Origin of the sequence: Rhizobium herbae (assembly GCF_019511375.1) — a bacterium.
Taxonomy (GTDB): Bacteria; Pseudomonadota; Alphaproteobacteria; order Rhizobiales; family Rhizobiaceae; genus Pararhizobium; species Pararhizobium herbae_A.
Map to the genome: position 1 here is coordinate 1,157,951 of NZ_JAEUAO010000002.1, position 26,342 is coordinate 1,184,292.

The 26,342-nt window shown below is 61.7% G+C and carries 20 protein-coding genes; 9 read left to right on the plus strand and 11 right to left on the minus strand.

Annotated features, from left to right (window positions below; all coding sequences use genetic code 11):
• Nucleotides 1–3: 3 nt before the first annotated feature.
• On the plus strand, nucleotides 4–2,979 hold the full coding sequence (locus JNB71_RS12855) for a bifunctional [glutamine synthetase] adenylyltransferase/[glutamine synthetase]-adenylyl-L-tyrosine phosphorylase (RefSeq protein ID WP_220372141.1): 2,976 nt from the start codon (nucleotides 4–6) through the stop codon (nucleotides 2,977–2,979).
• A gap of 68 nt (nucleotides 2,980–3,047) precedes the next feature.
• Here JNB71_RS12855 and JNB71_RS12860 read toward each other — a convergent pair whose 3' ends face one another.
• Both JNB71_RS12860 and pepN read right to left on the minus strand, forming a co-directional pair.
• The gene (locus JNB71_RS12860; RefSeq protein WP_431028825.1) at nucleotides 3,048–5,396 is read right to left on the minus strand and encodes a PAS domain-containing sensor histidine kinase; all 2,349 of its coding nucleotides are present in this window, start codon (nucleotides 5,394–5,396) and stop codon (nucleotides 3,048–3,050) included.
• Nucleotides 5,397–5,600: 204 nt separating this feature from the next.
• Nucleotides 5,601–8,249, minus strand: coding sequence for an aminopeptidase N (gene pepN / locus JNB71_RS12865; RefSeq protein ID WP_220372143.1), 2,649 nt, complete (start codon nucleotides 8,247–8,249; stop codon nucleotides 5,601–5,603).
• A 484-nt stretch (nucleotides 8,250–8,733) separates the two neighbouring features.
• Here pepN and JNB71_RS12870 point away from each other — a divergent pair, with 484 nt between their 5' ends.
• A complete protein-coding gene (locus tag JNB71_RS12870; RefSeq protein WP_220372144.1) occupies nucleotides 8,734–9,672 on the plus strand; it encodes a DMT family transporter in 939 nt (312 codons plus the stop codon).
• Nucleotides 9,673–9,688: 16 nt separating this feature from the next.
• On the opposite strand, the gene JNB71_RS12875 is transcribed toward JNB71_RS12870, so the two are convergent.
• From JNB71_RS12875 to JNB71_RS12895, 5 genes are all read right to left on the minus strand, one after another.
• A complete protein-coding gene (locus JNB71_RS12875) occupies nucleotides 9,689–10,969 on the minus strand; it encodes an MFS transporter (protein ID WP_220372145.1) in 1,281 nt (426 codons plus the stop codon).
• A 226-nt stretch (nucleotides 10,970–11,195) separates the two neighbouring features.
• Nucleotides 11,196–11,342 carry a hypothetical protein gene (locus JNB71_RS12880; protein WP_220372146.1) on the minus strand — a complete coding sequence of 49 codons (147 nt, stop codon included), beginning with the start codon at nucleotides 11,340–11,342 and terminating at the stop codon, nucleotides 11,196–11,198.
• 53 nt (nucleotides 11,343–11,395) lie between these two features.
• Complete coding sequence (locus JNB71_RS12885; protein ID WP_220372147.1) at nucleotides 11,396–11,572, minus strand: hypothetical protein; 177 nt, start codon at nucleotides 11,570–11,572, stop codon at nucleotides 11,396–11,398.
• A 152-nt stretch (nucleotides 11,573–11,724) separates the two neighbouring features.
• A complete protein-coding gene (locus JNB71_RS12890) occupies nucleotides 11,725–12,624 on the minus strand; it encodes a uracil-DNA glycosylase (protein ID WP_220372148.1) in 900 nt (299 codons plus the stop codon).
• Between the two features lie 64 nt (nucleotides 12,625–12,688).
• Entirely contained in the window at nucleotides 12,689–13,987 is a 1,299-nt protein-coding gene (locus JNB71_RS12895; RefSeq protein ID WP_220372149.1) for an Hsp70 family protein, read from the minus strand.
• 637 nt (nucleotides 13,988–14,624) lie between these two features.
• On the opposite strand from JNB71_RS12895, the gene JNB71_RS12900 reads away from it, so the two are divergent.
• From JNB71_RS12900 to JNB71_RS12915, 4 genes are all read left to right on the plus strand, one after another.
• The gene (locus tag JNB71_RS12900; protein ID WP_220372150.1) at nucleotides 14,625–16,286 is read left to right on the plus strand and encodes an electron transfer flavoprotein-ubiquinone oxidoreductase; all 1,662 of its coding nucleotides are present in this window, start codon (nucleotides 14,625–14,627) and stop codon (nucleotides 16,284–16,286) included.
• A 106-nt stretch (nucleotides 16,287–16,392) separates the two neighbouring features.
• Nucleotides 16,393–17,010 (plus strand): L,D-transpeptidase, encoded by a 618-nt coding sequence (locus JNB71_RS12905; RefSeq protein ID WP_220372151.1) that lies wholly within the window; start codon nucleotides 16,393–16,395, stop codon nucleotides 17,008–17,010.
• 274 nt (nucleotides 17,011–17,284) lie between these two features.
• Nucleotides 17,285–18,286: an ABC transporter substrate-binding protein gene (locus JNB71_RS12910; protein WP_220372273.1), complete on the plus strand. Its 1,002-nt coding sequence runs from the start codon at nucleotides 17,285–17,287 to the stop codon at nucleotides 18,284–18,286.
• A gap of 111 nt (nucleotides 18,287–18,397) precedes the next feature.
• Nucleotides 18,398–19,285: an ABC transporter permease gene (locus JNB71_RS12915; protein WP_220372152.1), complete on the plus strand. Its 888-nt coding sequence runs from the start codon at nucleotides 18,398–18,400 to the stop codon at nucleotides 19,283–19,285.
• 109 nt (nucleotides 19,286–19,394) lie between these two features.
• Here the strand turns inward: JNB71_RS12915 and JNB71_RS12920 are convergent, their stop codons facing one another.
• Nucleotides 19,395–20,300, minus strand: coding sequence for a DMT family transporter (locus JNB71_RS12920; RefSeq protein ID WP_220372153.1), 906 nt, complete (start codon nucleotides 20,298–20,300; stop codon nucleotides 19,395–19,397).
• A gap of 148 nt (nucleotides 20,301–20,448) precedes the next feature.
• Here JNB71_RS12920 and JNB71_RS12925 point away from each other — a divergent pair, with 148 nt between their 5' ends.
• Nucleotides 20,449–20,922 carry an Lrp/AsnC family transcriptional regulator gene (locus JNB71_RS12925; RefSeq protein ID WP_220372154.1) on the plus strand — a complete coding sequence of 158 codons (474 nt, stop codon included), beginning with the start codon at nucleotides 20,449–20,451 and terminating at the stop codon, nucleotides 20,920–20,922.
• A gap of 60 nt (nucleotides 20,923–20,982) precedes the next feature.
• On the opposite strand, the gene JNB71_RS12930 is transcribed toward JNB71_RS12925, so the two are convergent.
• Both JNB71_RS12930 and JNB71_RS12935 read right to left on the minus strand, forming a co-directional pair.
• Nucleotides 20,983–21,429, minus strand: coding sequence for a DoxX family protein (locus JNB71_RS12930; protein ID WP_220372155.1), 447 nt, complete (start codon nucleotides 21,427–21,429; stop codon nucleotides 20,983–20,985).
• A 217-nt stretch (nucleotides 21,430–21,646) separates the two neighbouring features.
• Entirely contained in the window at nucleotides 21,647–23,152 is a 1,506-nt protein-coding gene (locus tag JNB71_RS12935) for a glycosyltransferase family 39 protein (RefSeq protein WP_220372156.1), read from the minus strand.
• A 192-nt stretch (nucleotides 23,153–23,344) separates the two neighbouring features.
• On the opposite strand from JNB71_RS12935, the gene JNB71_RS12940 reads away from it, so the two are divergent.
• The gene (locus JNB71_RS12940) at nucleotides 23,345–24,241 is read left to right on the plus strand and encodes a diacylglycerol/lipid kinase family protein (protein ID WP_220372157.1); all 897 of its coding nucleotides are present in this window, start codon (nucleotides 23,345–23,347) and stop codon (nucleotides 24,239–24,241) included.
• A 26-nt stretch (nucleotides 24,242–24,267) separates the two neighbouring features.
• Here JNB71_RS12940 and JNB71_RS12945 read toward each other — a convergent pair whose 3' ends face one another.
• Complete coding sequence (locus tag JNB71_RS12945; protein ID WP_220372158.1) at nucleotides 24,268–25,275, minus strand: glycosyltransferase family 2 protein; 1,008 nt, start codon at nucleotides 25,273–25,275, stop codon at nucleotides 24,268–24,270.
• A 109-nt stretch (nucleotides 25,276–25,384) separates the two neighbouring features.
• On the opposite strand from JNB71_RS12945, the gene JNB71_RS12950 reads away from it, so the two are divergent.
• On the plus strand, nucleotides 25,385–26,341 hold the full coding sequence (locus JNB71_RS12950) for a lysylphosphatidylglycerol synthase domain-containing protein (protein WP_220372159.1): 957 nt from the start codon (nucleotides 25,385–25,387) through the stop codon (nucleotides 26,339–26,341).
• The last annotated feature ends 1 nt before the right edge of the window (nucleotide 26,342 follow it).

The window sequence follows — 26,342 nt, forward strand, 5'->3', positions numbered from 1 at the left end:
ACGATGCAGACGGATATGCGGCGTTTGGCGAATATCGCCACATGCACCCTGCGGCCGATGAGTCAGGCGGATGCGAAGTCCGTCCTTTCCAGCCTCAAGGATATCGGCAAACTGCATCCCGAAATTGCCAGCCTGCTGGCCTCGCAAACGCCGCTGAAGGACTTCATCGTCGCGGCCTTCTCGCTGTCTCCCTATCTGCGTGATACCGCGCTCGCTCATCCGCAAGTGCTCGTGCGGGCTCTTGCCGGCCCGATCACAGACCATCTCGGCGACTGTATCGAAACGGCACGCAACGCCTGGAAGGGGGGCGAGGGCGGCAAGGCCCTGTCGGACGCCGAGATCATGGCGCGGCTGAGAAATGCCAAGCGCGACATCGCATTCGCCATGGCACTCGCCGATCTTTCACGCCTGTTCGATGTGCGCGAAACGACACGCTGGCTGAGCGCCTTCGCAAGTGCTGCCGTCTCGGCGACGATCAATCACCTGCTGCTCAGCGCGCATGACGCCGGCAAGCTCAACGTGATCGATATACAGCAACCGAGCGAAGGCTCTGGTGTCGTGGTTCTCGGCATGGGCAAGCTCGGCGCATTCGAGCTGAACTATTCTTCCGATATCGATCTCGTCGTCTTCTACGAGCCGCAGGCGCCGCTGATCATCGATCCCCAGGACGCGCCGGAGACCTTCGGCCGGTTGCTGCGCCGGATGATCCGCATATTGCAGGAGCGGACCGGTGACGGTTATGTCTTCCGCACGGACCTGCGGCTGCGGCCCGACCCCGGCGCGACACCGCTCGCCATTCCGGTGGATGCCGCCATGCTTTACTATGAGAGCAGGGGGCAGAACTGGGAGCGCGCGGCATTCATCAAGGCGCGGCCTGTTGCTGGCGATCTCAAGGCCGGCGAGGCGTTCCTGCGCGAACTGACGCCTTTCGTGTTTCGCAAATATCTCGACTATGCCGCGATCGCCGACATCCATTCGATCAAACGGCAGATCCACGCCCACAAGGGGCATGGCGAGATTGCCGTCAAGGGTCACAACATCAAGCTCGGGCGCGGCGGCATCCGCGAGATCGAGTTCTTCGTCCAGACGCAGCAGCTGATTGCCGGCGGGCGAATGGCGGAACTCAGGCGGCGCGCGACCGAGCCGATGCTCGAAGGATTGGCGCGGGCAAACTGGATCGATGGGAAAACCGCCGAGGAACTGATTTCCGCCTACTGGTTCCTGCGCGATGTCGAGCACCGCGTCCAGATGGTCCGCGACGAGCAGACGCATGTGCTGCCGACGACGGAGGCGGAACTCAAGCGTATCGCCTACATGATGGGCTTCGCCGACGTCGCATCGTTTTCGGCAGAGCTGTCGCGGGTGTTGAAGACGGTGGAGCGCCGCTATGCCCAGCTTTTCGAGCAGGAGGCGAGGCTTTCGGCGGAGACGGGCAACCTCGTCTTCACCGGCCAGAGGGACGATCCGGATACCTTGGAAACCCTGAGGAAACTCGGGTTCGAGCGGCCGCAGGACATTTCCCGGACCATCCGCACCTGGCACTATGGCCGATACCGCGCGACCCAATCGGTGGAGGCGCGCGAACGGCTGACGGAACTCACACCGCAGCTTCTACGCGTCTTCGGGGAAAACAAGCGGGCCGACGAGGCGCTGCTGCGTTTCGACCATTTCATCGCGGGCCTGCCGGCCGGCATCCAGCTTTTCTCGCTGCTCGGCAACAATCCGGGGCTGCTGTCGCTGATCGTCAACATCATGTCTTCGGCGCCGCGGCTTGCCGATATCATCGCCAGCAAGCCGCACGTCTTCGACGGCATGCTGGATCCGCGCCTGCTCGTCGAATTGCCGACGCGGGATTATCTGGCCGAGCGCATCAACGGCTTCCTTTCCGGCGCCCGCCACTACGAGGACATTCTCGACCGATTGCGTATCACCGCGTCCGAGCAGCGATTCCTGATCGGGATCCGGCTCCTGACAGGTGTGATCACCGGCGTGCGGGCGGGGTATGCGCTCACCGACCTTGCCGACCTGATCATCGCGGCAACACTTGAGGCCGTGCTGCTTGAGGTGGAAGCTGCGCACGGAAAGTTCCCCGGAGGGCGCGTCGCCGTCGTCGGCATGGGCAAGCTCGGCAGCCACGAACTGACCGCCGGCTCGGATGTCGATATCATCCTGCTCTACGACCATGACGAGACGGCCTTTGAATCGAATGGTCCAAAGCCGCTCGATTCCGTCCGCTATTTCACGCGCATCACGCAGAGGCTGATCTCGGCCCTCTCGGCCCCCACCGCCGAAGGCGTACTCTATGAAGTCGATATGCGGCTGCGCCCGTCGGGGAACAAGGGGCCGGTTGCGACGCGCATCAATGCCTTCGCAAAATACCAGCGGGAAGAAGCGTGGACCTGGGAGCACATGGCGCTGACCCGCGCGCGGGCACTCTGCGGCGACGATAGTCTGATCGCGGAGGCGAACACGATTTTTCGCGAAGTGCTCGGCCAGACGCGTGATATCGGAAAAATCGCGGCGGATGTCGCGGAGATGCGCGAGCTGATCGACAAGGAAAAGCCACCGAGTGATGTCTGGGATTTCAAGCTCATTCCGGGCGGGTTGGTCGACATCGAATTCATCGCCCAATATCTCATGCTGGTCGCACCGGCTCGGGGCGGCGACGTGCCGCCGAGCGGGACGTCGACGGCCGATGTGCTGCAGGCGCTTGGGCCGGCGTTGATCGCGCCTGCCGATCTGGAGACCATCCAGGAGGCGCTGGCGCTGTTTACCAGCCTCTCGCAGATCGTCAGGCTGTGCCTGGACGGTGACTTCGAGATGAAGGACGCTCCGGCGGGCCTGATCGATCTGCTCTGCCGTGCGACCGACATGCCGGACGTCAAGGTGCTGGAGGCGGATATCCGTCGCCTCTCCAAGGCCGTGCGCCGGATATTTCAGGCGGTCGTCAAGCCCTGCAGCGCCGCGCGCCAGACATGACCGCAAGGGACGCTGCGGCACTTTGAAACTGCTGGATAAATTCCTCAAATCGATGCCGATTTGAGGAATTATGCGGTAGCGCAGCCACCTCCGGCGCTCGGATCCGTATCGGGGATGCGCAGCGAGATGATCGTGCCGATGTTTTCCACCGAATGAATCCGCATCGCCCCGCCATGCAGGCTCGTCAGCGACCGCGAAATCGCAAGGCCCAGTCCGGAGCCGCCCTTGCTCTTGGCATACTGGCTCTGCACCTGTTCGAAGGGCTGGCCGATTTTCTGGAGCGCCGCCCGTGGGATGCCGATGCCGGTGTCGGCGATGGTGAGTGTGACCGCGCCCGCCACCTTGCGGGCCCTGAGCGAAATCTTGCCGCCTTCATTGGTGAACTTCACGGCATTCGACAGGAGATTGAGCAGGATCTGCTTCATCGCCCGCCGATCCGCGACAAGCGTCAGGCCGGAGGAAACCTGCTGGTCGACGCAGATGCTCTTCTGCTTCGCCGGAATGGTGGTGAAGCGCAGTGTCTCCTCGATCAGCGGTGCAAGATCGATTGTCTCGCGGTTGATCTTCATCTGCCCCGCCTCGATCTTCGACATGTCGAGGATGTCGTTGATGACGTTCAGCAGATGTTTGCCACTGTCATGAATGTCGTGGGAATATTCGTCGTATTTCTCGGAGCCGAGTGGGCCGAACATCTTGTTCTGCAGGATTTCGGAGAAGCCGAGAATGGCGTTCAGCGGCGTGCGCAGTTCATGCGACATGTTGGCAAGGAATTCGGACTTGGCCCGGTTTGCCGCTTCGGCCCGTTCCTTCTCGGCCTGATAATTGGCATTCGCAATCGAGAGTTCGGCCTTCTGGCGCTCAAGCGTGATGCGCGAGGTCGAGAGGTCGCCGATGGTCGCCATGAGACGCCGCTCGGATTCGCGCAGGCGAACCTGATGGCGCTTCAGCAGCGTAATATCCGTGCCGACGGAGACCAAACCGCCGTCGCGCGTGCGACGATCGTTGATCTGCAGCCAGCGCTGGTCGGCGAGCTGGACTTCGGATGTCTGCGAGTGGTTGGACCGGTCGGGATCGGCGATCCGCCGCTCGATTATCGGGCGGGCTGCGGCCGCGTTGACGACGGAACGTTCGGTGCCTGGCACGAGAACGTGGTCAGGCAGGTTGTAGGCCTGCTGATAGTGGGTGTTGCACATCACGAGGCGATCGTTCTTGTCCCACAGCACGAAGGCCTCGGAGGTGCATTCGATGGCGTCGGCCAGCCGCTGATCGGCTTCCGCGTAGCGCTGGGCCAGCCGATGCTGCTCGGTGACGTCCATGGCGATCCCGATCAGATGCACGCGGCCTGACGCCGTGCGGATCACCTGCGCGCGGGCGCGCATCCAAACATAGTGGCCTTCGGCATGGCGCATCCGGAAGACCTGGTCGATCTGTCGGGCGTCGCCCTTGGCGATGGTACGCGCTACCTTGTAGATGCTGCCGTCATCCGGATGCATCAGCCGGGCGGCGTCGCCGAAGGAGAGCACGCTGCTCTGCGGCGCCATGCCGAGCATCTCGTACATCGACCGCGACCAGAACAGGCGCCGGTTCGGCATGTCGAAATCCCAAAGGCCGCAGCGGCCGCGCGACAGCGCCGTTTCGACGCGCAGGTTGCTTTCGGCAAAAATCTGGTCCGCATCGCGCGCGCGCTTGGCCTGGATGTAATAGGCATAGAGCACGACGAGCAGGATGGCCGAGATGCCCGCAAACAACGTGACGTTCAACGAAACTTCGTCGCGCCACAGCTTTTCGAGCCGCGACAGCGGCGTCGCAACGAGCAATGTCCCGGCATCACCCGGCACCTGCATCAGCGCGACGACATGCTCGACGTCGCCGATGAAGGTCTTCATCACCGTCGAGCGCTCGCCGAAATACTGAAAGGCGGCGATTTCCGGGGCGATGGCCGCAAGCGTGCGGCCGGTATAGGCGGCGCCCTCTGGGGAACTTGCGAAAATTCGCCCGTCATTGCGGATGGTCAAAACAAAGGCGCCGGGCTCGAGCACATCCGGTGGCAGGAAGGTGCCGAGCCGCCGCTCCACATCCCATCGTTGCGCCTTGTCGAACAGGGCAACGGCGTCTTCCTGCAGCGCCGCGCTCGCCGTCGCGGCGGCGAGAACCGTCGCCTGGCGCGAACTTGCCTCCATGCGAGCATGTTCGACCATGATGCCGTTGACGCGGGAAATTGCGACGACGAGCAGAAAGGCGGTGATCAGGATCGGGATGGAACGCTTCAGCAGCGGCTCTGCGCGCGCAAGACGCAGCGCTGCCGGCTCCCTGAAAATCCGTGCGTGCTGGATGACGTCCTTGTCCAGGTTCAGGAAACCCGGAAATTTTGGCCGCAACCGCTCACCGGCCGCGCGTCCCCGCTGCGCTTCCGCCATCTTCGTCAATTCTGTAGGTCCTCATGTGATTCGATGCGCCGCTCGCTCGAACCTGACCCAATGAATCAATTGTGATTCGGCTTGTCCAGTGGAAAATGTAAAACTTTATTAACCATTTATCGTCATTGGAAAATGATACTCTCGTCGACAGAGACGAAAGAACCCCGCGATGGCGGGGTTTGACGCGGCATCCGCTGATAATTCCTACCCTTTGAGCATTCGCTCGACGATGTCGCTGACATCGACGGAGAGCTTCGGCGCTGCGGCGATCTCGCGCAATGCGTTGAGCGCATGCTCGGCGCGTACGTCCTCCAGCGACCGCCACGAGCGCATCGAGGTCAGGATGCGTGCTGCCAGCTGCGGATTGCGCGGGTCGATGTCGAGGATCTGGCGCGCGAGGAAGCGGTAGCCTTCGCCGTCGGCCCGGTTGAAGCCGGTCGGGTTGGAGAAGGCGAAGGTGCCGACCAATGCCCTGACCCGGTTCGGATTGGTGCTGTTGAACAGCGGATCGGCCATCAACGTCCTGACGCGGCCGAGCGCATCCGCCCCGGGGATCGTCGCCTGGATGGTGAACCACTTGTCGATGACCAGGGCATTGTCGCCAAAGCGCGCCTTGAAGGCGGACAGCGCTTCGACCGTCTTCCTGTCGTCAGGGAAACGGTGGGCGAGGATGGTTAGTGCCTGGCTGAGATCGGTCATGTTGTTGGCCGACTTGAATGCGTCCAGCGCGCGGTCGGGCTGGTTTTCGGCATAGACAAGATAGGAGAGGGCCGTATTGCGCAGTGCCCGGCGTCCGGCACTTGCAGCATCCGGGCTGAAGGGGCCATCGACCACCATTTCGTCCGCGAGCGTCGAAAAGATATCCCGGCCCGCTTTCGCGATTGCCGTCATGATGTCCTGACGTCCGGCGTGGATGGCATCCGGGTTGTTGTTGCTGCCGATCTCACGCGCAACGTCGGCTTCGCTTGGCAAAGCCAGTGCCTGAGCCCGGAAGGCGGGCTCGAGCCTTGCATCGGCCGCCGCCGCGAGCAGCGCATCAATCAGCGCCCGGTCGCATTCAGCTTTTGCGCCTTCTCTGGCAATGGCCGTCGCTGCCACCAGATTCGGCAGGGCGAGGTCGTTCAGGGCCTGCCAGCGGGCGAAGAGGTCGCTTTCATGCCGGGCAATATGGGCGCGATCGGCCGGCGTCTGCTCGAAATGCAGGTTGATCGGCGCGGAGAAGCCGCGGTTGAGCGACAGTACCGGACGCGAGACGATGCCGGTGAAGGTAACGGTCTGCTTGCGCTCAACGAGGTGGATGACGTCGCCGGTGACTTCTGCGCCGGTGGCGGAAGAAAGGGCGGCTTCTGAGCCGTCCTCCAGCAACAGTCCGACCCTGAGAGGAATGTGCATCGGCTCCTTGGTGCTCTGCCCGGGCGTCGGCGGCACCATCTGCTCGAGCGATAGCGTGAAGACCTGTTTGGCCGCGTCATAGGCGGTCGAAGCGGTCACCAGCGGCGTGCCGGCCTGATGATACCACAGCGAGAACTGAGTCATGTCGCGCTTGCTGACTTCGGCAAAGCAGGCGACAAAATCCTCGATCGTCACCGCCTGGCCGTCGTGGCGGTCGAAATACAGGTCCATGCCTTTCTTGAAGAGGTCCGGGCCGAGCACCGTCGCGAGCATGCGCGTGACTTCGCTGCCCTTTTCGTAAACCGTCGTCGTGTAGAAGTTGTTGATTTCCCGGTATTTTGTCGGACGAACCGGATGCGCCAGGGGCCCTGCGTCCTCCGGGAACTGTTCGGCCTTCAGGTGGCGAACCTCGGCAACCCGCTTGACCGTGCGCGAGCGCTGGTCGGCGGAGAATTCGTGGTCGCGATAGACGGTCAGGCCTTCCTTGAGGCACAACTGGAACCAATCACGACACGTGATGCGGTTGCCGGTCCAGTTGTGGAAATATTCATGCGCGATGATCGCCTCGATATTGGCGTAATCGGCATCGGTCGCGGTCTGCGGATCGGCAAGGACGTATTTGTCGTTGAAGACGTTCAGCCCCTTGTTCTCCATGGCGCCCATGTTGAAGTCGGAGACGGCGACGATCATGAAGATGTCGAGATCGTATTCGCGCCCGAAGACTTCCTCGTCCCACTTCATCGAGCGCTTCAGCGCGTCCATGGCGTAGGCCGCGCGCGGCTCCTTGCCGTGCTCGACGTAGATTCTCAAGGCTACTTCGCGGCCGGACATGGTTGTGAAGGTGTCTTCGACGACGCCGAGATCACCGGCGACCAGCGCGAAGAGGTAGCTCGGCTTCGGGTGCGGATCGAACCAGGCCGCAAAATGCCGGCCGTCGCCCATACTGGCACCGCCGAGATAATTGCCGTTCGCCAGGAGCAGCGGCGCGGTCTGCTTGTCCGCAATGATGTTGACGGTATAGACCGCGAGCACGTCGGGGCGGTCGGGGAAATAGGTGATGCGCCGGAAGCCCTCGGCTTCGCACTGGGTACAATAGACATTGCTGGTACGATAGAGCCCCATCAGCTTCGTATTGGCTTCCGGATTGACTTCCGTCGTGATGGTGATCTCGAACGGGGCAGTTGCCGGGAGGTTGCGGATGGTCAGGCTGTCGTCGGCCACGTCGTAATTTGCCGCCAGGATTTCTTCCTGATCGAACAACAGGCCCGTCATCTTCAATTCGTCGCCATCGAGGATCAGTGGCGCATCCGGGCTGACGCCCTCGCGCCGGTGGAAGATCAGCCGCGCTTCGACCTTGGTTTCCCTGGGGTCAAGTTCAAAGGTGAGATCCACTCTCTCGAGGACGAAATCCGTTGGCCGGTAGTCTTCCAGATGAATGATTTCGCCCGTATCTGTCCGCATCGTTTGTCCCGCTGGCATCTCCCGCTATATGCTCGGGAGGAGGCTTGGTCGTCGTGAAGAGGCTGCGCATCCTGCGGAGCTTCGGGTGGTGGGATTGGTTTTTCTCGGTGGCCGATGCTGTGTTCCGGCCTGTCCGATCTGTCCCGCTCCCAGGTCTTGCATCAGAGACTTACGAAATTCGCCCTAACAATATTTAAATCGGGCGGTTCTTTTTGGCACAGATCGCGCAAATTTGCTTGCCGGCTCGTGTTCGTCGACCCACAGACGGATCACGGCACTTCTGCTGCCGGTTCCAGCCTAGGCCATTGATGCGGAGGCATCAAATATTTCCGCCTCACATCAAGAAAATTGATCGCCCATCCCGTTCATCGCGCGCTAGACTAACCCCGCCTGAGCGACGGATTCTCCGCTCGCATCCTCCCTCGCAGCCCGTCGTGCTTTTGCTTTCGGCTCGCTGCCGTCTTGTCCGCTGAGCGTGCCGCCTATGGATGCCGATTTTTCTCACCCGATGAAGGGCATTTCCCTCAAGGTCCTGTCCGTGCTGGTTTTCGTCTGCATGTCGACGCTGATCAAGGCGTCCGGTACGGGGATCGCCACGGGCCAGATTACCTTCTACCGCTCGGCCTTCGCCATGGTGCCGATCCTCGGTTACCTGGCTTTCAAGGGCCATCTGCGCACAGCCTTTTACACCAGGGACATTTTCGGCCATCTGGCGCGCGGCTTCATCGGCATCCTCTCCATGGGCTGCGGCTTTTATGGCCTGGTGCATCTGCCGCTGCCGGAAGCGATCGCCATCGGCTATGCGATGCCGCTGCTCGCTGTCGTCTTTGCGGCGGTCTTTCTCAAAGAGACCGTGCGGGTCTATCGTTGGTCGGCGGTCCTGATCGGCCTTGTCGGCGTCGTGATCATCACCTGGCCGCGCCTGACATTGCTGCGCGACGGCGATATCGGAGCGGGCGAGGCGCTTGGCGCAATTTCGGTGCTTTTATCGGCAACGCTCGGGGCGGTCGCCATGGTGCTGGTGAGAAAACTGGTCGCCAAGGAGCGCACGCACACGATCGTGCTCTATTTCTCGCTGTCGGCCTCCTGCTTCTCGCTGCTGACGCTACCCTTCGGCTGGGAGCCGCTGCCGTGGAACTCCTTCCTGCTTTTGATGGCGGCAGGTTTCTGCGGCGGCGTGGCGCAGATCCTCCTGACGCAGAGCTACCGCTATGCCGACATGTCGACCATCGCACCCTTCGAATACACCTCGATCATCCTCGGCCTGATCATCGGCTATTTCCTTTTCGACGACGTGCCGACCGGTGTCATGCTGATCGGCACGGCGATCGTGGTGGGCGCGGGCATTTTCATCATTTTCCGGGAGCACCAGCTCGGTCTCGAACGCAGGGGCGTGCGCAAGCACGTCACGCCACAGGGATAAAGCCAGTATGGCAGGGTCAGGATGACGTAACCGGGGCCGTATCGTCTTCGACGAGGCCGGCCGGCCGTATCGCCTGGTTCATCGCGTTCACCGCTTCCGTGCCCGGCGTCGGCACGGTGTTTGCCTGGAAGTCGGTCTTCGCGACTAGGCCATCCTTTTGGCTGCGCCGGGCGATGCGCAATGTCGCATAGGCGGCGTAGAGCGCGAAATAGAGCGCAAGCACCACGAAAAGCGCAGGGGGGCCGAACCGGTCCATCACGGGGCCGACCATCAACGGGCCTGAAATCGTGCCGATGCCATAGGTGATCATCATGCCCGAGGAGACCTCGACATATTCGTTGGGCCGGGCAAGATCGTTGGCATGGGCGACATTGAGCGCATAGATCGGAAACACCACCGAGCCGACGAGGGCGGCGATCACGTAGAGCACCATCGGGCTTGCGTCGACGAAAGCGACCATGGCGAGGCAGGACACGACCCCGACGATACCGCAGGCGACCATGACGATGCGGCGGTCCATTCTGTCGGACGCCCGGCCGATCGGGATCTGCGAGATCGCGCTGCCGGTGAGAAGGGCTGCCAGCAAGGTCGCGCCTTCGGCGGTCGAAAGCCCGATTTTCTGGGTGAAGACGCCGCCGAGATTGAGCCAGGCACCGGCCATGGCACCGGCGAGGAAGGCGCCGACGACCGCGACCGGCGAGCGACGGAAAAGGCCCGGCACGTCGAAATTGGCCTGTGCCGGCGGCGCCGGCATGGCGGACGAGGATAGCGCCGTCGGCAAAAGTGCCAGCGAAAACAGGACGCCGCAGAGGATGAAGAGCGAGGAATTCGTTGGGTCGCCCAACGGCACGAGATACTGCCCGCCGATGGTTCCGACCATGGTGGTGATCAGATAAACGGAAAACAGCATGCCGCGGTTTTCATTGGTCACCCGTTCGTTCAGCCAGCTCTCGATGACCAGATAGCTTCCCGCAATGGCAAAGCCGGAGATGGCGCGAAAGAAGATCCAGGCGCGCCAGTCGACCACCAGGCCGCACATCAGGATGGCGATGCTGAGCAGGGTGATTAGCGCGGCAAAGACCCGGACATGACCGACGCGCGCCACGAACTTCGGGGTGACGATGCAGGAGAGGGTGAAGCCGAGCGTATAGCCGGTGGCGATCAGCGAGATGATCAGCGTCGACCAACCCTCGATTACCGAGCGCACCGGCAGGACGTAGCTCGCCAAACCAAAGCCGATCATCATCAGCAGCGTCGAAAGGATCAGGCTGAACACGGATCTGAGGCTGGCCAGCATGGACGCTCCCGGGGCGCATTCGCCGGCTGCTTGATCTTTGTCAAGCGGTCAGGCAGGCGCTGAAAACAGGTTGGAGCGGATTGCGTGGTCAGGCGTTTGGCATTGCACCGCGGGCCGCCCCTGGATTCGAAGGACGAGTGTGGCTCTAACCAATTTCTCCTGCCCTGTCGATTGCGACAGGGCGTGGCGCAGAACAGGCGATGGGGACTTATGCGTGGTGACCGACTTATTTCGGCAGGAACGCGCTGTTGGCGAGCCGGTCTACGTGCCTTGCCCGTGCATCCAAGCTCAGGCGGCTATATTCGCGCGAGGCGCGCACGGCAGTGCCGATGTCTGCGACGGTGTCGATCAGGGCGCGGATGGAAGCGGACATGGACGGGCTTTCGAAATCTTGGCAGCTAAACCGCGCGCAAGCGCGGCAGTAAATCAACGCTGGATGAATTCGGAAAAGATCTGCGCCGGGCGCGTGCTGCGGCCGTAGCCTGCGGCAGTCATCTGTTCGTTCGCAGCCGAGCCGAAGCTGGCGAGCGGCGTACGAAGCGCCGAGCCGGCGTGGCGGAGCGTCTCAAAGCCGCTGTGCAGAGGACGAAAACGGGCGGTCATGGTTCAGTTCCTTATTCCAGTCCTCCCGTGATTGTATATTGCGATGCAGCATCGATTCCGCAATGCATTATTTCGCGTTGCTGATATGCGCCGACCGCATGGCTCAATTCATTGTTTGTTCACAAATCAGGCAGACTGCCGTTCAGACACCCTTAACCGCGAATCCGCGCGCGAAACGCCAGCAGGTCCTGCCAGGCCAACCGCTTGCTCGCCGGGGCTGACATCAGGTCCTGCGGATGGAGCGTCGCAAGCGCCGGAATGGTCAGTCCGCCGGCCGGCCCGCCGACTGAAATGTCGCGCCATTCGCCGCGCATGTGGTGGATCGTGTCGCTGCCGCCGAAGAAGAAGCGGCCGGCGAAATTACCAAGAATGAGCAGATGCCGGGGCTCCGCCAGCAGGATCTGGCGCACGATAAACGGCCGGCAGATGTCGGTTTCGCGCGGCGAGGGCACGCGATTCCCCGGCGGTCGCCAGGGAATGACGTTGGTGACGAGCACCGCCCTCCGGTCCAGCCCGATCGCTGCCAGCATGCGGTCCAGCATCTGTCCCTGCTTTCCGGAAAAGGGAACGCCTTCCCGATCATCGTCGCCGTTCGGCATCGGGCCGATCACCATGATGCCGGACGACGGGTCGCCGTCGGCAAATACCATGTTGCGGGCGCTGTTTTTGAGATTGCAGCCGGAAAAGGCCTCCATGGCGCTCTTCAGTTCGGCAAGCGAGCGGGCCGCTTCGGCCGCGAAACGGGCTTCGGCGATAGCCTGCTCGTCCGGTATTGCCATGTGCGGCGCGCCGGCCGGTGGCGCGGTGACGCGATTGCCGGATGAACCGGGAGTGTCCCGATTTGTCACCGGGCGTGGCGTGTCATTCTGTCCGGAGGTTTGCAATTTTTGCACGGCTTGCGAGCCGGCGTTGCCACGCGCCACCCTTGCCTGCGCGAACTCCGCGAAACGATCGACCGGATCCTGTTCCAGCAGCCATTCGACGCCCGCTTCCGCATGGAAATGCAGAAGGGCGGCAAGTTCGGCCGGGCTCATCCTGTCTGTGGAGATCATGCTCTACCTTCTATAGAAGTGCCGATCGCCGGGAAAGCGGAAAAGTCCCGCATCCTCTGCCAATTCAGGCGGCCATGGCCGTCCAGCGCTCGATATCGTCGCGCTCGCCGATCAGCGCCAGTCCGTGGGCGATCGACAGTAGTTCCCCGCCGCTTTCGATGCGGTCGCCGGCGAATCGGTTCTCGAAGAGCCGGCGGATGGCGGGCACGAAGGACGTGCCACCGGTCAGGAACACCTTGTCGATACTGCCGGCGGGCGTGTTCGTCGTAGCCAGCACCTCGTCCAGCGCCTCCTCGATCCGGGTGAGATCGGGCGCGATCCAGCTTTCGAAATCGCTGCGGCGCACGGTTTGCCGGCTCTTTTCGCCGAGCGGGGCGAAGTAGAACTCGGTTTCCTCATCGCGCGACAGCCGCATCTTGGTGGCCGAAACCGCCTGGTACAGCGGATAGCCCTCGTCGTGCTCGACGAGATCGATGAAGGTTTCGAGCTTTTCCGGCTCGACCGCCGAGCGCACCAGCTGCTTCAGGTCGGCAAAATCCTTCAGCGTCTTGAAGATCGACAGCTGGTTCCAGCGGCCGAAATTGGCATAGTAGCTCGAGGGCACGTCGAGCAGCTTGTCGAAGCTCTTGAACTGGCTGCCTTTGCCGATCAGCGGCGAAACGACATTGTCGATGATGCGGAAATCGAAATGATCGCCGGCAACGCCAACGCCGGAATGGCCGACCGGAACGGCTGTCAGCGCGCCCGCATGGCTTTCGAAGCGGATGATCGAATAGTCCGTCGTGCCGCCGCCGAAATCGGCGACCAGCACCGTCGCATCCTTCTTCAGGTTCCGGGCAAAATAGAAGGCCGCCGCCACCGGTTCATAGACATAGTGAACCTCCGGAAAATCGAACGACGACAGAGCCCGGGCGTAACGTTCGAGCGCCAGCGAGTCATCCGGGTTGCTGCCGGCAAAGCGGACCGGCCGGCCGACGACGATTCGGCGGTACTCCTGCTTCCAGCCATCGCCGGCATAGTCGGCGATCCGCGAAAGGAAGGAGCGCATCAGATCCTCGAAGCCATGGCGCCGGGCAAAGATCAGCGTGCCCTGGAAGAGCGGGCTTGCAGCAAAGGTCTTGATCGACTGCAGGAAGCGCACTTCGCCCGGATTGTCGATGAACTGCTGGATCGCCGCCTGTCCAGCCTCGATCTTCACCGCCGCAGCACCCAGCTGCGCGTGCTTCATGAAGGACAGGGCCGTGCGCATGGAATCATTGGTTCCGGCCGTGCTGGCAAAACTCAGCGATCGCGTCGTGTCGCCATGCGAGGCGGCGAGCACCGAATTTGTCGTGCCGAAATCGAAGCCGAGGGCCTTGGCCATGAGTGTCTCCGTGATCGTTCCCGCCGGCAGGGCGGCGAACTTTCTGGCAGCCAGCACGCGTCAGGCCCGAATGCCCTGGTCGGCAGCCGGGATGGCTTGATGGCGCAGGGCTGGTCTATTTGGAGGGCGCCTCTTCGCATGGGCTGTAGTCCAAAGCAAGGCGGGCGTGACGAAAACCCTCGCGGAGCTGCATCAGGTATTGCTCAAAGCCGCAATGGCAGCAGCCTGCTCTCTCTCTCTCTCTCTCTCTCTCTCTCTCTCTCTCTCTCTCTCTCAATTTTCAACTTATACGGCGCTTGAGCCATACGGATGAAGGGACGTGGCCAGGTGAACTCCTCACGAGCAAGTTCAAATCGCAATCATTGTCGTCAGCGACACATCGTCGCCTCATGCGCAGGCCAAAGGATATCTGCAGCGAGGAAGAAATACCGTTTTCGGCCGGACGGCAAGCAGTGCCATTCTTGACGTTTACGTGCACGTAAAATATTCCTAGCGCTGCTGCATGACCTCCTGCGCAAATGCGCGCGACCGCTGTCGCAGACCGGCTCGACAAGTCGGGCCGTATTTGCCATGACGGAAGGCACAATTGGGAACAAAACCGGGCAAGAATTCCGGGTACAGGACTGGAGACTTTCTGATGACCGAGCAAGAGCTGCCCGAACGCGAGAGCATGGAATTCGACGTAGTGATCGTCGGAGCGGGGCCTGCAGGTCTTGCAGCGGCTATCCGGCTGAAGCAGGTCAATCCGGAACTGTCCGTCGTCGTCCTGGAAAAGGGCTCGGAAGTCGGCGCGCATATTCTCTCGGGCGCGGTCGTCGATCCGATCGGCATCGACCGGCTGTTGCCGGGCTGGCGCGAGGAGGAGGGGCATCCCTTCAAGACCGAGGTCAAGGACGACCAGTTCCTGCTGCTCGGCCCTGCCGGCTCCATCCGCCTGCCGAACTTTCTGATGCCGCCATTGATGAACAACCACGGCAACTACATTGTCTCGCTCGGCCTCGTCTGTCGGTGGCTCGCCGAAAAGGCGGAAGCGCTCGGCGTCGAGATCTATCCGGGTTTTGCCGCCACCGAAGTGCTCTACAATGATCAGGGCGCGGTGATTGGCGTTGCCACCGGCGACATGGGTATCGCGAAGAACGGCGAGCCCGGCCCGAACTTTGCCCGCGGCATGGAGCTTCTCGGCAAGTACACGCTGATCGGCGAGGGCGTGCGCGGCTCGCTCGCCAAAGAGCTGATCGCCAAATACGATCTTTCCAGGAACCGCGAGCCGCAGAAATTTGGCATTGGTATCAAGGAGCTCTGGCAGGTCAAGCCGGAAAACCACAAACAGGGCCTGGTGCAGCATTCCTTCGGCTGGCCGCTCGGGATGAAGACCGGCGGCGGTTCGTTCCTCTACCATCTGGAAGACAATCTCGTCGCCGTCGGCTTCGTCGTCCACCTCAACTACAAGAATCCCTATCTCTACCCCTTCGAGGAATTCCAGCGCTTCAAGACGCACCCCGCGATCCGCGGCACGTTTGCGGGCGGCAAGCGGCTGTCCTACGGCGCGCGTGCGATCACGGAGGGCGGCTACCAGTCGGTGCCGAAGCTTTCCTTCCCGGGCGGCGCGCTGATCGGCTGTTCGGCCGGTTTCGTCAACGTGCCGCGCATCAAGGGCAGCCACAATGCGGTGCTGTCCGGCATTCTTGCGGCCGAAAAGCTCGCGACAGCAATTGCGAGCGGCCGGGCCAATGACGAGATCATCGAGATCGAGAACGGCTGGCGCGACAGCGCCATCGGCCAGGACCTGAAGAAGGTGCGCAACGTCAAGCCGCTGTGGTCGAAGTTCGGCACGGCGGTCGGCGTCGCGCTCGGCGGTCTCGACATGTGGACGAACACGTTGTTCGGCTTCTCCTTCTTCGGCACACTGAAGCACGGCAAGACCGACGCCCAATCGCTGGAGCCGGCCGCGCAGCACAAGCCGATCGCCTATCCGAAGCCGGACGGCGTCTTGACCTTCGACCGTCTCTCCTCGGTGTTCCTGTCGAACACCAACCACGAGGAAGACCAGCCGGTCCACCTCAAGGTGAAGGACATGGACCTGCAGAAGCGCTCCGAGCACGACATCTATGCCGGCCCGTCGACGCGCTACTGTCCGGCCGGCGTCTATGAATGGGTGGAGAAGGACGGAGAGGACGTCTTCGTCATCAACGCCCAGAACTGCGTGCACTGCAAGACCTGCGATATCAAGGACCCCAACCAGAACATCAACTGGGTGCCGCCGCAAGGCGGCGAAGGGCCGGTCTATCCGAACATGTGACCGTCGCACGCCCGAGCTCTGCGTCCAATCTTTGCAGATTTTAACCATGCATTAACCATGTTTTCCTTAACGTCGGGCGCGCCAACCTGATCTTAAGGACCGTTCGATGTCGCTCACCCGCCGCGGCCTGCTTTTGAGCTTATCTGGTCTTCTGGCTGGCTGCGCCGCCAGTGGCCCGAACCATGCCGCCAACTACGCAGCCCGGCCAGGCGAGCAGTTTCCCTTGCCAGCCATGCCACTGGAAAGAATCAAGCCTGAACTGCGGCGCCGGGAGGTGGCTTACGAAACCCCATATGAGGCCGGCACCATCGTCATTGATACGCCGGCGCGCCGGCTCTACTACGTTCTCGGTGGCGGTCGGGCGATGCGCTACGGTATCGGCGTCGGGCGTGAGGGCTATGCGCTCGCTGGTTCGGCCTATATCGGCCGTAAGGCGGAATGGCCGAGCTGGACGCCGACGGCAAACATGATCCGCCGCGAACCGGAACGGAACCTGCGATATGCTGGCGGCGTGCCGGGCGGGCTGCACAATCCGCTTGGTGCGCGTGCCGTCTATCTCTACCGCAACGGCCACGACACCATGTTCCGCATCCACGGCACCAATCAGCCGCAAACCATCGGTCACGCTGTGTCGAGCGGCTGCATCCGCATGCTCAATCATGATGTTATCGATCTCTATGAACGCGCCGAGGTCGGCGGTCGTGTGATCGTGCTGCAGGCCTGATCGGCGCCAAAATTTGCTCGTTTCAAACCGTGACCGGTGCCGATCGGCGCCCGTACGCCATTGTTTTTGCATCCCCCCGCGATAATCTGATTGGAATGGCGCAGTTGGAGCAGGGGCAGGCGCAAGGTGAGCGGCATTCCCCTGTATAGCTGCAAAAGTTGATAGTGGAGGCAGGAGGGACGTGATCCCGCCTGTCCGGATCATGAAGCCGGCTGCGGCGGTGCTGCCGGATCTCGTGGGCGTCACATACACCGCCTATAAAGAGGGAACCGACATGAAACATCTTCTTGCAACGACCAGTCTCGCCATCGGCCTGCTGGCGCTCGGCAACGCGGCTTTTGCCGCCGAATGCGGCGACGTGACGATCGCCAGCATGAACTGGCAGAGCGCCGAAGTATTGGCGAACCTCGACAAGTTCATTTTGAGCGAGGGCTACGGCTGTAACGCGGACATCATCGTCGGTGATACGGTGCCGACGATCACCTCGATGATCGAAAAGGGCGAGCCGGACGTCGCGCCGGAAGGTTGGATCGACCTGCTCCCCGACGTCGTCAAGCGCGGTTTTGACGAAGGAAAGCTGGTTGGCGCCGCGATGTCGTTGTCCGACGGCGGCGTGCAGGGCTGGTGGATTCCGAAATACATCGCCGACGCCCACCCCGACATCAAGACGATTGATGACGTATTGAAGCATCCCGAACTCTTCCCGGACCCGGAAGACAAGAGCAAGGGCGCGATACACAACGGTCCGCAGGGCTGGGGCGGCACGGTCGTCACCTCGCAGCTCTACAAGGCCTATGGCGCCGAAGCGGCCAACTTCACCCTGGTCGACACGGGTTCTGCCGCCGGCCTTGATGGTTCGATCGCCAAGGCCTACGAAGGCAAGGAAGGCTGGGTCGGCTACTACTGGGCGCCGACGGCCCTTCTCGGTAAATATAAGATGGTCAAACTCGATCACGGCGTTCCGGCGGACCCGGCCGAATGGAAACGTTGCAACACCGTTGCTGAATGCCCGGATCCGAAGAAGAACGACTGGCCGAAGGACAGGGTTCAGACCCTGGTTACCAAGGCCTTTGCTGAGCGTGCCGGCGAGGATGTCACGGCCTATCTCAACAAGCGCTCCTGGACGAATGATACGGTCAACGGCCTGATGGCCTGGATGACCGAGAACCAGGCAAGCGGTGAAGACGGCGCCAAGCATTTCCTCGAGGAAAACGAAGCGCTGTGGACCCCATGGGTCTCGAAGGAAGCTGCCGAGAAGATCAAGGCTGCACTCTGATCCGATGATGAAGGTCCGGCGCGCCTTTGTGGTGCGCCGGACCTTCTGTTTTTGCGGTGTCCGGCCTCAGGAAAGGGCCGGCGTCGTTGCATAACGAAAAAGGGGACCGGCATGGATTGGCTCACCAAATTTCCGCACATGAATGACGATTCGCTGCGCAATCTGAAGAAAGCCATCGACGAAGGCTTTCGCGCCTTCACCCGCGCCTATGGCGATGGGATCGAGGCGATCTTCGAGCCGCTGCAGTTCTTTCTGATCCACTCCGAACGCTTCATGACGCGCACGCCATGGCCGATCATCCTGATCTTGATCGCCTTGGTTGCGTGGTTTGCGAGCCGGAACTGGAAGATCGTTGCTGCCTGCATCGCGACCCTCGTGGTAATCGGCTATTTCGACATGTGGGACGATACGATGAAGACGGTGTCGATGATTTTCGTCTGTACCGTGCTCTCGATCGCCATCGGCATTCCGATCGGCATTGCCATGTCGCGCTCCGACCGGCTGCAGAACGCGGTCAATCCCGTGCTCGACGTGATGCAGACTATGCCCAGCTTCGTCTATCTGATCCCCGTCGTCATGCTTCTCGGCATCGGCAAGGTGCCCGGTCTTATCGCCGTCGTCATCTATGCGATCCCGCCGATGATCCGGCTGACCAATCTCGGCATTCGCCTTGTCGACAAGGATGTGCTCGAGGCTGCCGATGCCTTCGGTTCCTCCAACTGGCAGAAGCTGAAGAACGTGCAGATGCCTCTTGCGCTGCCCACCATCATGGCCGGTATCAACCAGACGATCATGATGGCGCTCGCCATGGTGGTCATCGCCTCGATGATTGGGGTGCAGGGTCTCGGCCAGCCGGTTCTCAAGGCTATTGCCAACCAGTATTTCACGCTCGGTATCTTCAACGGTTTGGCGATCGTCGGTATCGCGATCATCTTCGACCGGGTAAGCCAGGCTTACGGAAAACGGCTGCAGCGCCACCGCGAAATCATCCACGGCTGACGATCAATACCGGCAAACGCCGCCAAAGAAGAACTGGCGGCGTTTTCTTCCTTAGCGACCAGACTAATGCAGAGGCGGAAGACGCGGCACCGCAGACAGCCGGAACCGTTCAGCGCTTCGGGGAGAAAAGCCCCGTCGACAGGGCCACGCCCATGCCGGTAATGACGGCTGCACTGATCTCGAACAGGCCGATCTCCTCTCCCAGCAACACTCCACCGCCCAACGTGGCAAGGACCGGCGTGATCGCGGTGAAGGCTGCGGCCTGCGTCCCGCCCAGTGCCCGCACGGCCATTCCATAGGCGACCATGGCCGTCAGTCCCGACAGGACGCCTTGGCTCATCACCTGCAGTGCGATTTCATTGGCCGGGGTGACCGCGAGGGACGTTCCATGGATGAGCGCCAGGCCAAGATGGATCAGAAACGACCAGATGGCGATGACGGCACCTGCTTCGACGGCGGTGAGCCCCGAGCGCTTGAACGCGTGGGTATAGCTTGCCCAGAGGAGGGCAGAGCCAGGCAGCAGGATGAAACTCGTCCAGGGAATGCCGGCGCTCGACAGGCTGCTGGACAGAAGAATGCCGACGCCCGCGACGATGGCGGCAAGGCCGAGCCAGCGGCGGGCATCGGGCCGTTCGCGGAATACGAAAACGCCGATCAGCGCGGCCGCGAGCGGCATCGATCCCCCAAGCAGGATACCGGCGGAGGCGGCCGGCGTGGCGTGGATCGCAAAGGTGGTTAACTGGAAGAACAGGGCGCCGGAGCCCGCGACCATCAGGGCGAGAAGGGAGAGCGGAACGCCTTTCGGCAGAAGCCCGAGGCGCCACCAAACCGGCGCGAGGACCCCGGCGGGGACACCATAGCGAATGAGGCCGATATCGATCGTCCCGAGCGGCGTCGTGGCGCTGTGACGGGTCGCCAGGATCCAGCTCGCCCAAATGAGGACGGTGACGCTTCCGCCGATGTAGCCGGTCGTGGTCGAGGGTGAATACATGCGGGCAACGGCGAGCGTGTTCATCGGGCCAACCTTCTGTTTCGTGATCGAAAATCTGTTCGTCTGAAAGAAAATCTAGCGCCGGAGGGGCAGGCATGTCCTTGCGATTTATGCTTTTGAAATTATGCTGTAAGCAATTATCTGCTAATAATTCCAAGTTGGGTTGATAAGTATGCCAAATCTGGATAAATTCGATATTGCCATCCTGCGCATCCTGCAGGAGGACGCGCGCGCGACGAATGTGGAAATCGCCGAGCGGGTGAACCTGTCTCCATCGCCCTGTCTGAGGCGCATCCGCAATCTGGAAAAATCCGGCGTGCTGCGCGGTTACCGGGCTGACATCGACCGCAAGCAGGTTGGCCTTGGGCTCACCGTCTTCGTCGAAATCAAGGTCGGGCGCCACAGCCAGGAAAATGCACGCTTGCAGCAGGAGGCGCTGCTCGCCATCCCGGAGGTTGTCTCCTGTTTCCTGATTTCCGGCAGCGCCGATTTTCTGGCCGAAGTGGTGGTCGCCGACCTTGCAGCCTATGAAACCTTGCTGACGGAAACCCTGCTTGCGCTGCCGGGTGTTGCCGACATCCGCTCCAATTTCGCCATCCGCACGATCAAGACCGGCGGAACGCTAAAGCTGCCGGAGCCGCAATAACGACATCACCTGCCGGAGAATCTCCGGCAGGTGATTGTAATCGGCCCGAGTTCAGCAGCGTTAGGCGTTGAGTTCAGCGAAATCCGACCGCGAAACAGCCGCGCGCTCGCGCTGCGGTGCCGATTTCCAGGCAACCACCATCAGGCCGCCGATCACCGTGATGTGCTCCATGACCACGTAGAATTCGAGCGTCTTGATCGGCTCCTGCATGGTCCAGAAGGTATGGGCGATTGGGATCGTAAGAAGGGTAAAGACCGCAAGCGCGCCGGCGCCGAGCCAGGTCCAGCGGTTGGCGATGATCAGCGCCGATCCGCCGAGCTCGGTGACGATGACGGCTGTGTTGAAGAGCGTCGCGGGTTCGAGCCCGAAATGCGACATCTCGGCGACGCCGGCGTTGAAATCGACGAGCTTGGCAAGGCCGCTTGCCCAGAACATGTAGGTCAGGATAGCGCGCGCCAGATAGCCGAACGGGCGGGATCCGACAATGGAATCAATAGTGAAAGGCATTTTTCTCTCCGGTGACAGGTGAAAAACGCCCCGGAACCGGTCGCTGTCGCGGGCTTTCGACCGGTCTCCGGGGCAACGCAGCGTCACCGGTTCGGGAGGCTCCCCGGTGTGCCGCGCTGTCTCCTGTTTATTCGCGCCAGAGAAGATCCGGGGTTCCTGCGGGAACTGCGCAAAGCCTCGTTCCGGGTGCGCCCGAAATCCGGTTTGCACCAGCCGATCAGGGTTTTCGAACCCAGGCATAGCCGAAATGGAATAGATCGCGGCCGCTCCCATAGATGAAGGGCAGGGCGATCGTCTGCGGTTGCAGCGGAGGAAGCACGCCGATGCGCTGCTTGAGGCGGGCCTCGAGCCGCGCGGGGACCCGGGCCTCATCGTTTCCGTCGTGACGCCAGACCAGAAGAATCGGGCTGTCCTTCGACCACGAGAAAGGCGGGCTGTAGAGCCGGTAGGTTTCCGTATCCACCGGCGTGTGCGGCAGTTGCATGCGGATATTGCCGGCCATGAAAGCGTCCTGCGCGATCACCAGGGCTGGGGCGACGGCCGGTTTCTTGACGGTTTCCTCGATGAATGCCTGATATGGCACGGTCAGTTTCGGATGCGAGTTCATCACGCCCGCGGCCGTTATTCGCAGGAACAGCGACGCTGGAATGAGGATCATCAGCATGAGAATGACCGGCATGAAACGCCGCAGGAAATCGCCAATCGGTGTGCCCGAGGCGTCGATCTTCATGCACAGGTACATCGGCAGCAGGAACAGCACGGGCGACACCCAGCGGACCTTCATCTGCGCGGTGCCCATGAAAAGCACCATGAAAAGCAGGAAGACGAGCAGGACCAGAAACATCGTCTCGATCAGCCGCGTCTTGGCGTTCCCCGCCCGCATCGACGGCCAGAAGCCGGCGTGAAAGGTCGAAGCAAATACCACGACGGTCAGCGCACAGAAGCTCAGCAGTGTCACCGGAAGTTCCCCGAGACCGCGGGCGATCTGCGCCAGCGTGCCGCCCTCGGCATCTGCCGCCAGCTTTCCGACCGTGTCATGCGAGGCGATCTCGAAATTCTGGAACAGCCAGAACGCATGCGGCAGAACGATCGCCAGCGCCACCGCGGCGGTGAAGAGGATGCGCGCATCGAACAGCCGCGAACGATAGGCTGGGCTGACAAGCACGGCGATAAAGGCGCAGAAGCACAGAATGGAGAAATTATATTTCGATATCAGCCCGACGCCGATGGCGATGCCGGTCACCAGATAGGTGGCGAGCGTCGGCCGCTCGAGCGTCCGGAACAGCCCGTAGACAAACAGACAGGCTGCGAAAAGCGAGGCGTTCGAATGGGTGAGATCGCGTTGCGCCAACCAGCCGATTTCCGGAATAGTCAGCAGGCCAAGGGCAGCGGCGACGGCCAGGGACTTGTTCGCGAGCACCTCCCGGGCGGCGCGGTAGTAGAAGACATAACTCAGGAACAGGAATAGGTTCTTGACCAGGCTCAGGGCAAAAAGGGACTGCCCGATGCCGTCGATGACCGCGTGCTGCACCCAGTTGAAGAACGGCGGCTGCGTGTCATATCCGAGAGCATACCACTGGCTCATCAGGATTTGCCCGGCCTCGTCCATTTCCAGGGAATTCGGCAGACAGATGCGAACGATGAGATTGAGCAGGAAATAGCCGCCGATCAGCAGGATGAACGTGCTGGGTCGCGTTTCGAGTTTTTCGACAAGCGAATTCATGCTGGATGACCTTTGCGCAGGGACCGCGCGGGGTTCTACCACACGGGGTCGTCGTGACAACAGCCGCCACGCTTCCATGCCTGCGATCGGCCTTCAATTACGCTTCAGCCGCGGTCGCTTGCTGTTCAAGCGCTGAAATTTGCGGCGCGAACCCCCATATGGTGTTTGCCGGCATGGCGATAAGGACAACGGATGAAGATCAAGGCCATTTTCAATCGAGACGGAGGAACCTTCCGGGCAACGGATATGGAAGCCTACAGCCGGAAGGCCGAAGAGGTTTTTCGCGCAAGGGGCCACGACATCGAAATCGTCGTCGTCTCCGGTAGCGAGATGGGCGAAACCCTCGAAAAGGCGGCCAGACGCGATGACCTCGATGCCATGATCGCCGGCGGCGGGGATGGCACGATCTCCGCGGCGGCGGGCGTTGCCTGGAAGAACGGCATGCCACTGGGCGTCGTTCCGGCCGGTACGATGAACCTGTTTGCCCGATCGCTGAAACTGCCGCTCGACATCTGGAAGGTGGTGGAGGTGCTGGCTGACGGCAGGATCACCGAAGCCGATATCGGCAGCGCCGACGGCCGTGCCTTCGTGCATCAGTTTTCCATGGGTTTGCATGCCCGCATGATACGCTATCGGGAATCCTACAGCTTTGCCTCGCGGCTCGGCAAAATCCGCGCCAGCGCGCGCGCTGCAGTCGGCGTGATCTTCAATCCCCCGGAGTTCGAGATCGAGTTCGATGTCGATGGTATTCATGAACGGCGCGAGGTCTCGGCCATCTCCATCTCCAACAATCATTTCGGCCCGAACGCTTTGATGTTTGCCGATGACCTGACCAGTGGGCATCTCGGCTTCTATACGGCGCCGCCCCTGAAGCCGGCTGGGGTCGCCAAGCTGGTCTTTGACATCCTGCGCGGAAGGTTTCGTGAAAGCCCGCTGATCACCGAAATGAGCGTAACCGCCGTCGACCTGCATTTTCCCATTGCGCGGTACAAGACCAACTGCGTCATCGATGGCGAATTGCTGCCGGTCGGCCGCGACGTCGCCCTGCGTATCCATCCGGGCGAATTGAAGGTACTCGTCGGACCATAGCCTGCCGCCTTCAGGCGGCAGGGCGTTCAGGTGTTCGGAGCATCCCCGCCGAAGACCTTGCGCACGATATAGGGCGGGGTGTCGTTTTCACCCGAATAGATGCGCGCCATCATTTCCGCGAGAATGCCGGTGGTGATGAGCTGGACGGAGGAGAGGAACAGCATGACCCCGACGATCAGCATCGGCCTTGCGCCGATATCGTTGCCGAGCAGAAACTTGTCGGCGAAGAGGTAGAGCAGGATGATCGTGCTGAGCGCGCCCGCCGCAAGGCCGATCGAGCCGAAGAAATGTCCCGGCCGCGCCTTGTAGCGCATGAAGAACAGCACGGAGAGCAGATCGAGGATGACGCGGAAGGTCCGCGAAATCCCGTATTTCGATGTGCCGTGCTGGCGGGCATGATGGCTGACCGGCATTTCGCCGATCCGGCTGCTCGGCACGACGCCGGCAACCCAGGCTGGGATGAACCGGTGCATTTCGCCCATCAGTTTGACCTGCTTGATGATCGATGCCTGGTAGATCTTCAGGCTGCAGCCGTAGTCGTGCAGCTTGACGCCGGTGATCTTGCCGATCAGGTAGTTGGCGCACCACGAGGGGATCTTGCGCAGGAAAAGCCCGTCCTGCCGGTTCTTGCGCCAACCGACCAGGAGGTCGAGCTCGCGTGCCTCGATCGCTTCGACCATGGCCGGGATATCGCGCGGATCGTTCTGCAAGTCGCCGTCCAGCGTCGCGATCAACCGCCCGGTGGCGGTATCGATGCCGGCCTGCATCGCTGCGGTCTGTCCGAAATTGCGCTGCAATTCGACGATCCGCAGGCGCACGCTGGAATCGGCGAGTTCCTTGCGCGCATTCGCCAGCGTCGCGTCGGTACTTCCGTCGTCGACGAGAATCAGCTCCCAGCTGCGTCCGAATTTGGCCATGGCCTCGCGGATGCGCACGACCAGCGGACCGACGCTTTCCTCCTCGTTATAGATCGGCACGACCACCGACAATTCGATCGCGTCAGTCACGACGGTTTCCGCCCTGTTTGCTTGCAAGATGGGGTCCAATATCCAAAGCCTCTAATAACGCAGCAGGTTCTCTTGCCCGGGTTCTCGTGATAACCACCGATGATCCCATAGCACCGGACAGGAAAGTAGCAAATATATGAATGCAGAAGGGGATGCCAGCCGGGGCGCGTGGCTTGTCCGCAACCGGATGACCTTGGTCTCTCTGCTGGCCGTCGCTGTTTATGCCGTCTTCGTCCAGTGGATCTGGGGCTGGCCGACGCTTTTGCGGCAGTGGGCGGAGATCGGCATTGTCCAGGTGCTTTCGGCGCTGGCACTGCTGGTCGGCACCTACTTCATCCGCTGCTACCGAATCTACGATTATTTTCCCAAGGAGACCCGCGGCCGCTTCCTCCAGCTTCTGCGCGTGACGCAGGTCCACAATCTTCTGAACATCATGCTGCCCTTCCGCGCGGGGGAAACCAGCTTTCCCTTGCTCATGCGCTCTGAATTCGCCGTCCCGCTGGCGCGCAGCACCTCGGCACTGCTGCTCATGCGCATGCTCGACCTGCATGCCCTGTTTGCCGCAGCCGGGGTCGGCCTTGTGCTGGAACACGATGATCAGCGTCTCGGCTGGCCTCTGTGGGGAATGTTCCTGGTGTTGCCGCTGCTTCTGTTTTTCCTGAAGGGCAGCACCCTCGGGTTCGTCGAGCGCCGGCTGCCGGAAAAGCTCGGCAAGTTGCTCGAAGAAATAGAGGCCGGCCTGCCGGCGAATGCTGTTGTCTTCGTGCGGGCATGGCTGATGACGGTTCTCAACTGGTCGACCAAGGTCGCGGTGCTTGCCTGGGTGCTGTTCACCATGGGCGTTGCGCCGCTCGGGGCCTGTTTCGGTGGCGCTCTGGGCGGCGAGTTGTCGTCGGTGCTGCCGGTTCACGCGCCGGCTGGTGTCGGCACCTATCCGGCCGGCATCACCGCGGGGGCGATCTCGTTCGGCGCTTCCGCGAAGGGGGCCGCTTTTGATCTGCTCGCGGGCGCCAGTGTCAACGCACATCTGTTGATCATCGTGTCGGCGGTTGTCGGCACGCTGCTGTCGATTGCGCTGTCGCCGCGACGCTGAG

Bases quoted from the DNA above. Each gene is read 5' to 3' on its own strand.
- JNB71_RS12855 (WP_220372141.1), top strand. From the start codon at position 4: ATGCAGACGGATATGCGGCGTTTGGCGAATATCGCCACATGCACCCTG.
- JNB71_RS12860 (WP_431028825.1), bottom strand. From the start codon at position 5,396: ATGGCGGAAGCGCAGCGGGGACGCGCGGCCGGTGAGCGGTTGCGGCCA.
- pepN (WP_220372143.1), bottom strand. From the start codon at position 8,249: ATGCGGACAGATACGGGCGAAATCATTCATCTGGAAGACTACCGGCCA.
- JNB71_RS12870 (WP_220372144.1), top strand. From the start codon at position 8,734: ATGGATGCCGATTTTTCTCACCCGATGAAGGGCATTTCCCTCAAGGTC.
- JNB71_RS12875 (WP_220372145.1), bottom strand. From the start codon at position 10,969: ATGCTGGCCAGCCTCAGATCCGTGTTCAGCCTGATCCTTTCGACGCTG.
- JNB71_RS12880 (WP_220372146.1), bottom strand. From the start codon at position 11,342: ATGTCCGCTTCCATCCGCGCCCTGATCGACACCGTCGCAGACATCGGC.
- JNB71_RS12885 (WP_220372147.1), bottom strand. From the start codon at position 11,572: ATGACCGCCCGTTTTCGTCCTCTGCACAGCGGCTTTGAGACGCTCCGC.
- JNB71_RS12890 (WP_220372148.1), bottom strand. From the start codon at position 12,624: ATGATCTCCACAGACAGGATGAGCCCGGCCGAACTTGCCGCCCTTCTG.
- JNB71_RS12895 (WP_220372149.1), bottom strand. From the start codon at position 13,987: ATGGCCAAGGCCCTCGGCTTCGATTTCGGCACGACAAATTCGGTGCTC.
- JNB71_RS12900 (WP_220372150.1), top strand. From the start codon at position 14,625: ATGACCGAGCAAGAGCTGCCCGAACGCGAGAGCATGGAATTCGACGTA.
- JNB71_RS12905 (WP_220372151.1), top strand. From the start codon at position 16,393: ATGTCGCTCACCCGCCGCGGCCTGCTTTTGAGCTTATCTGGTCTTCTG.
- JNB71_RS12910 (WP_220372273.1), top strand. From the start codon at position 17,285: ATGAAACATCTTCTTGCAACGACCAGTCTCGCCATCGGCCTGCTGGCG.
- JNB71_RS12915 (WP_220372152.1), top strand. From the start codon at position 18,398: ATGGATTGGCTCACCAAATTTCCGCACATGAATGACGATTCGCTGCGC.
- JNB71_RS12920 (WP_220372153.1), bottom strand. From the start codon at position 20,300: ATGAACACGCTCGCCGTTGCCCGCATGTATTCACCCTCGACCACGACC.
- JNB71_RS12925 (WP_220372154.1), top strand. From the start codon at position 20,449: ATGCCAAATCTGGATAAATTCGATATTGCCATCCTGCGCATCCTGCAG.
- JNB71_RS12930 (WP_220372155.1), bottom strand. From the start codon at position 21,429: ATGCCTTTCACTATTGATTCCATTGTCGGATCCCGCCCGTTCGGCTAT.
- JNB71_RS12935 (WP_220372156.1), bottom strand. From the start codon at position 23,152: ATGAATTCGCTTGTCGAAAAACTCGAAACGCGACCCAGCACGTTCATC.
- JNB71_RS12940 (WP_220372157.1), top strand. From the start codon at position 23,345: ATGAAGATCAAGGCCATTTTCAATCGAGACGGAGGAACCTTCCGGGCA.
- JNB71_RS12950 (WP_220372159.1), top strand. From the start codon at position 25,385: ATGAATGCAGAAGGGGATGCCAGCCGGGGCGCGTGGCTTGTCCGCAAC.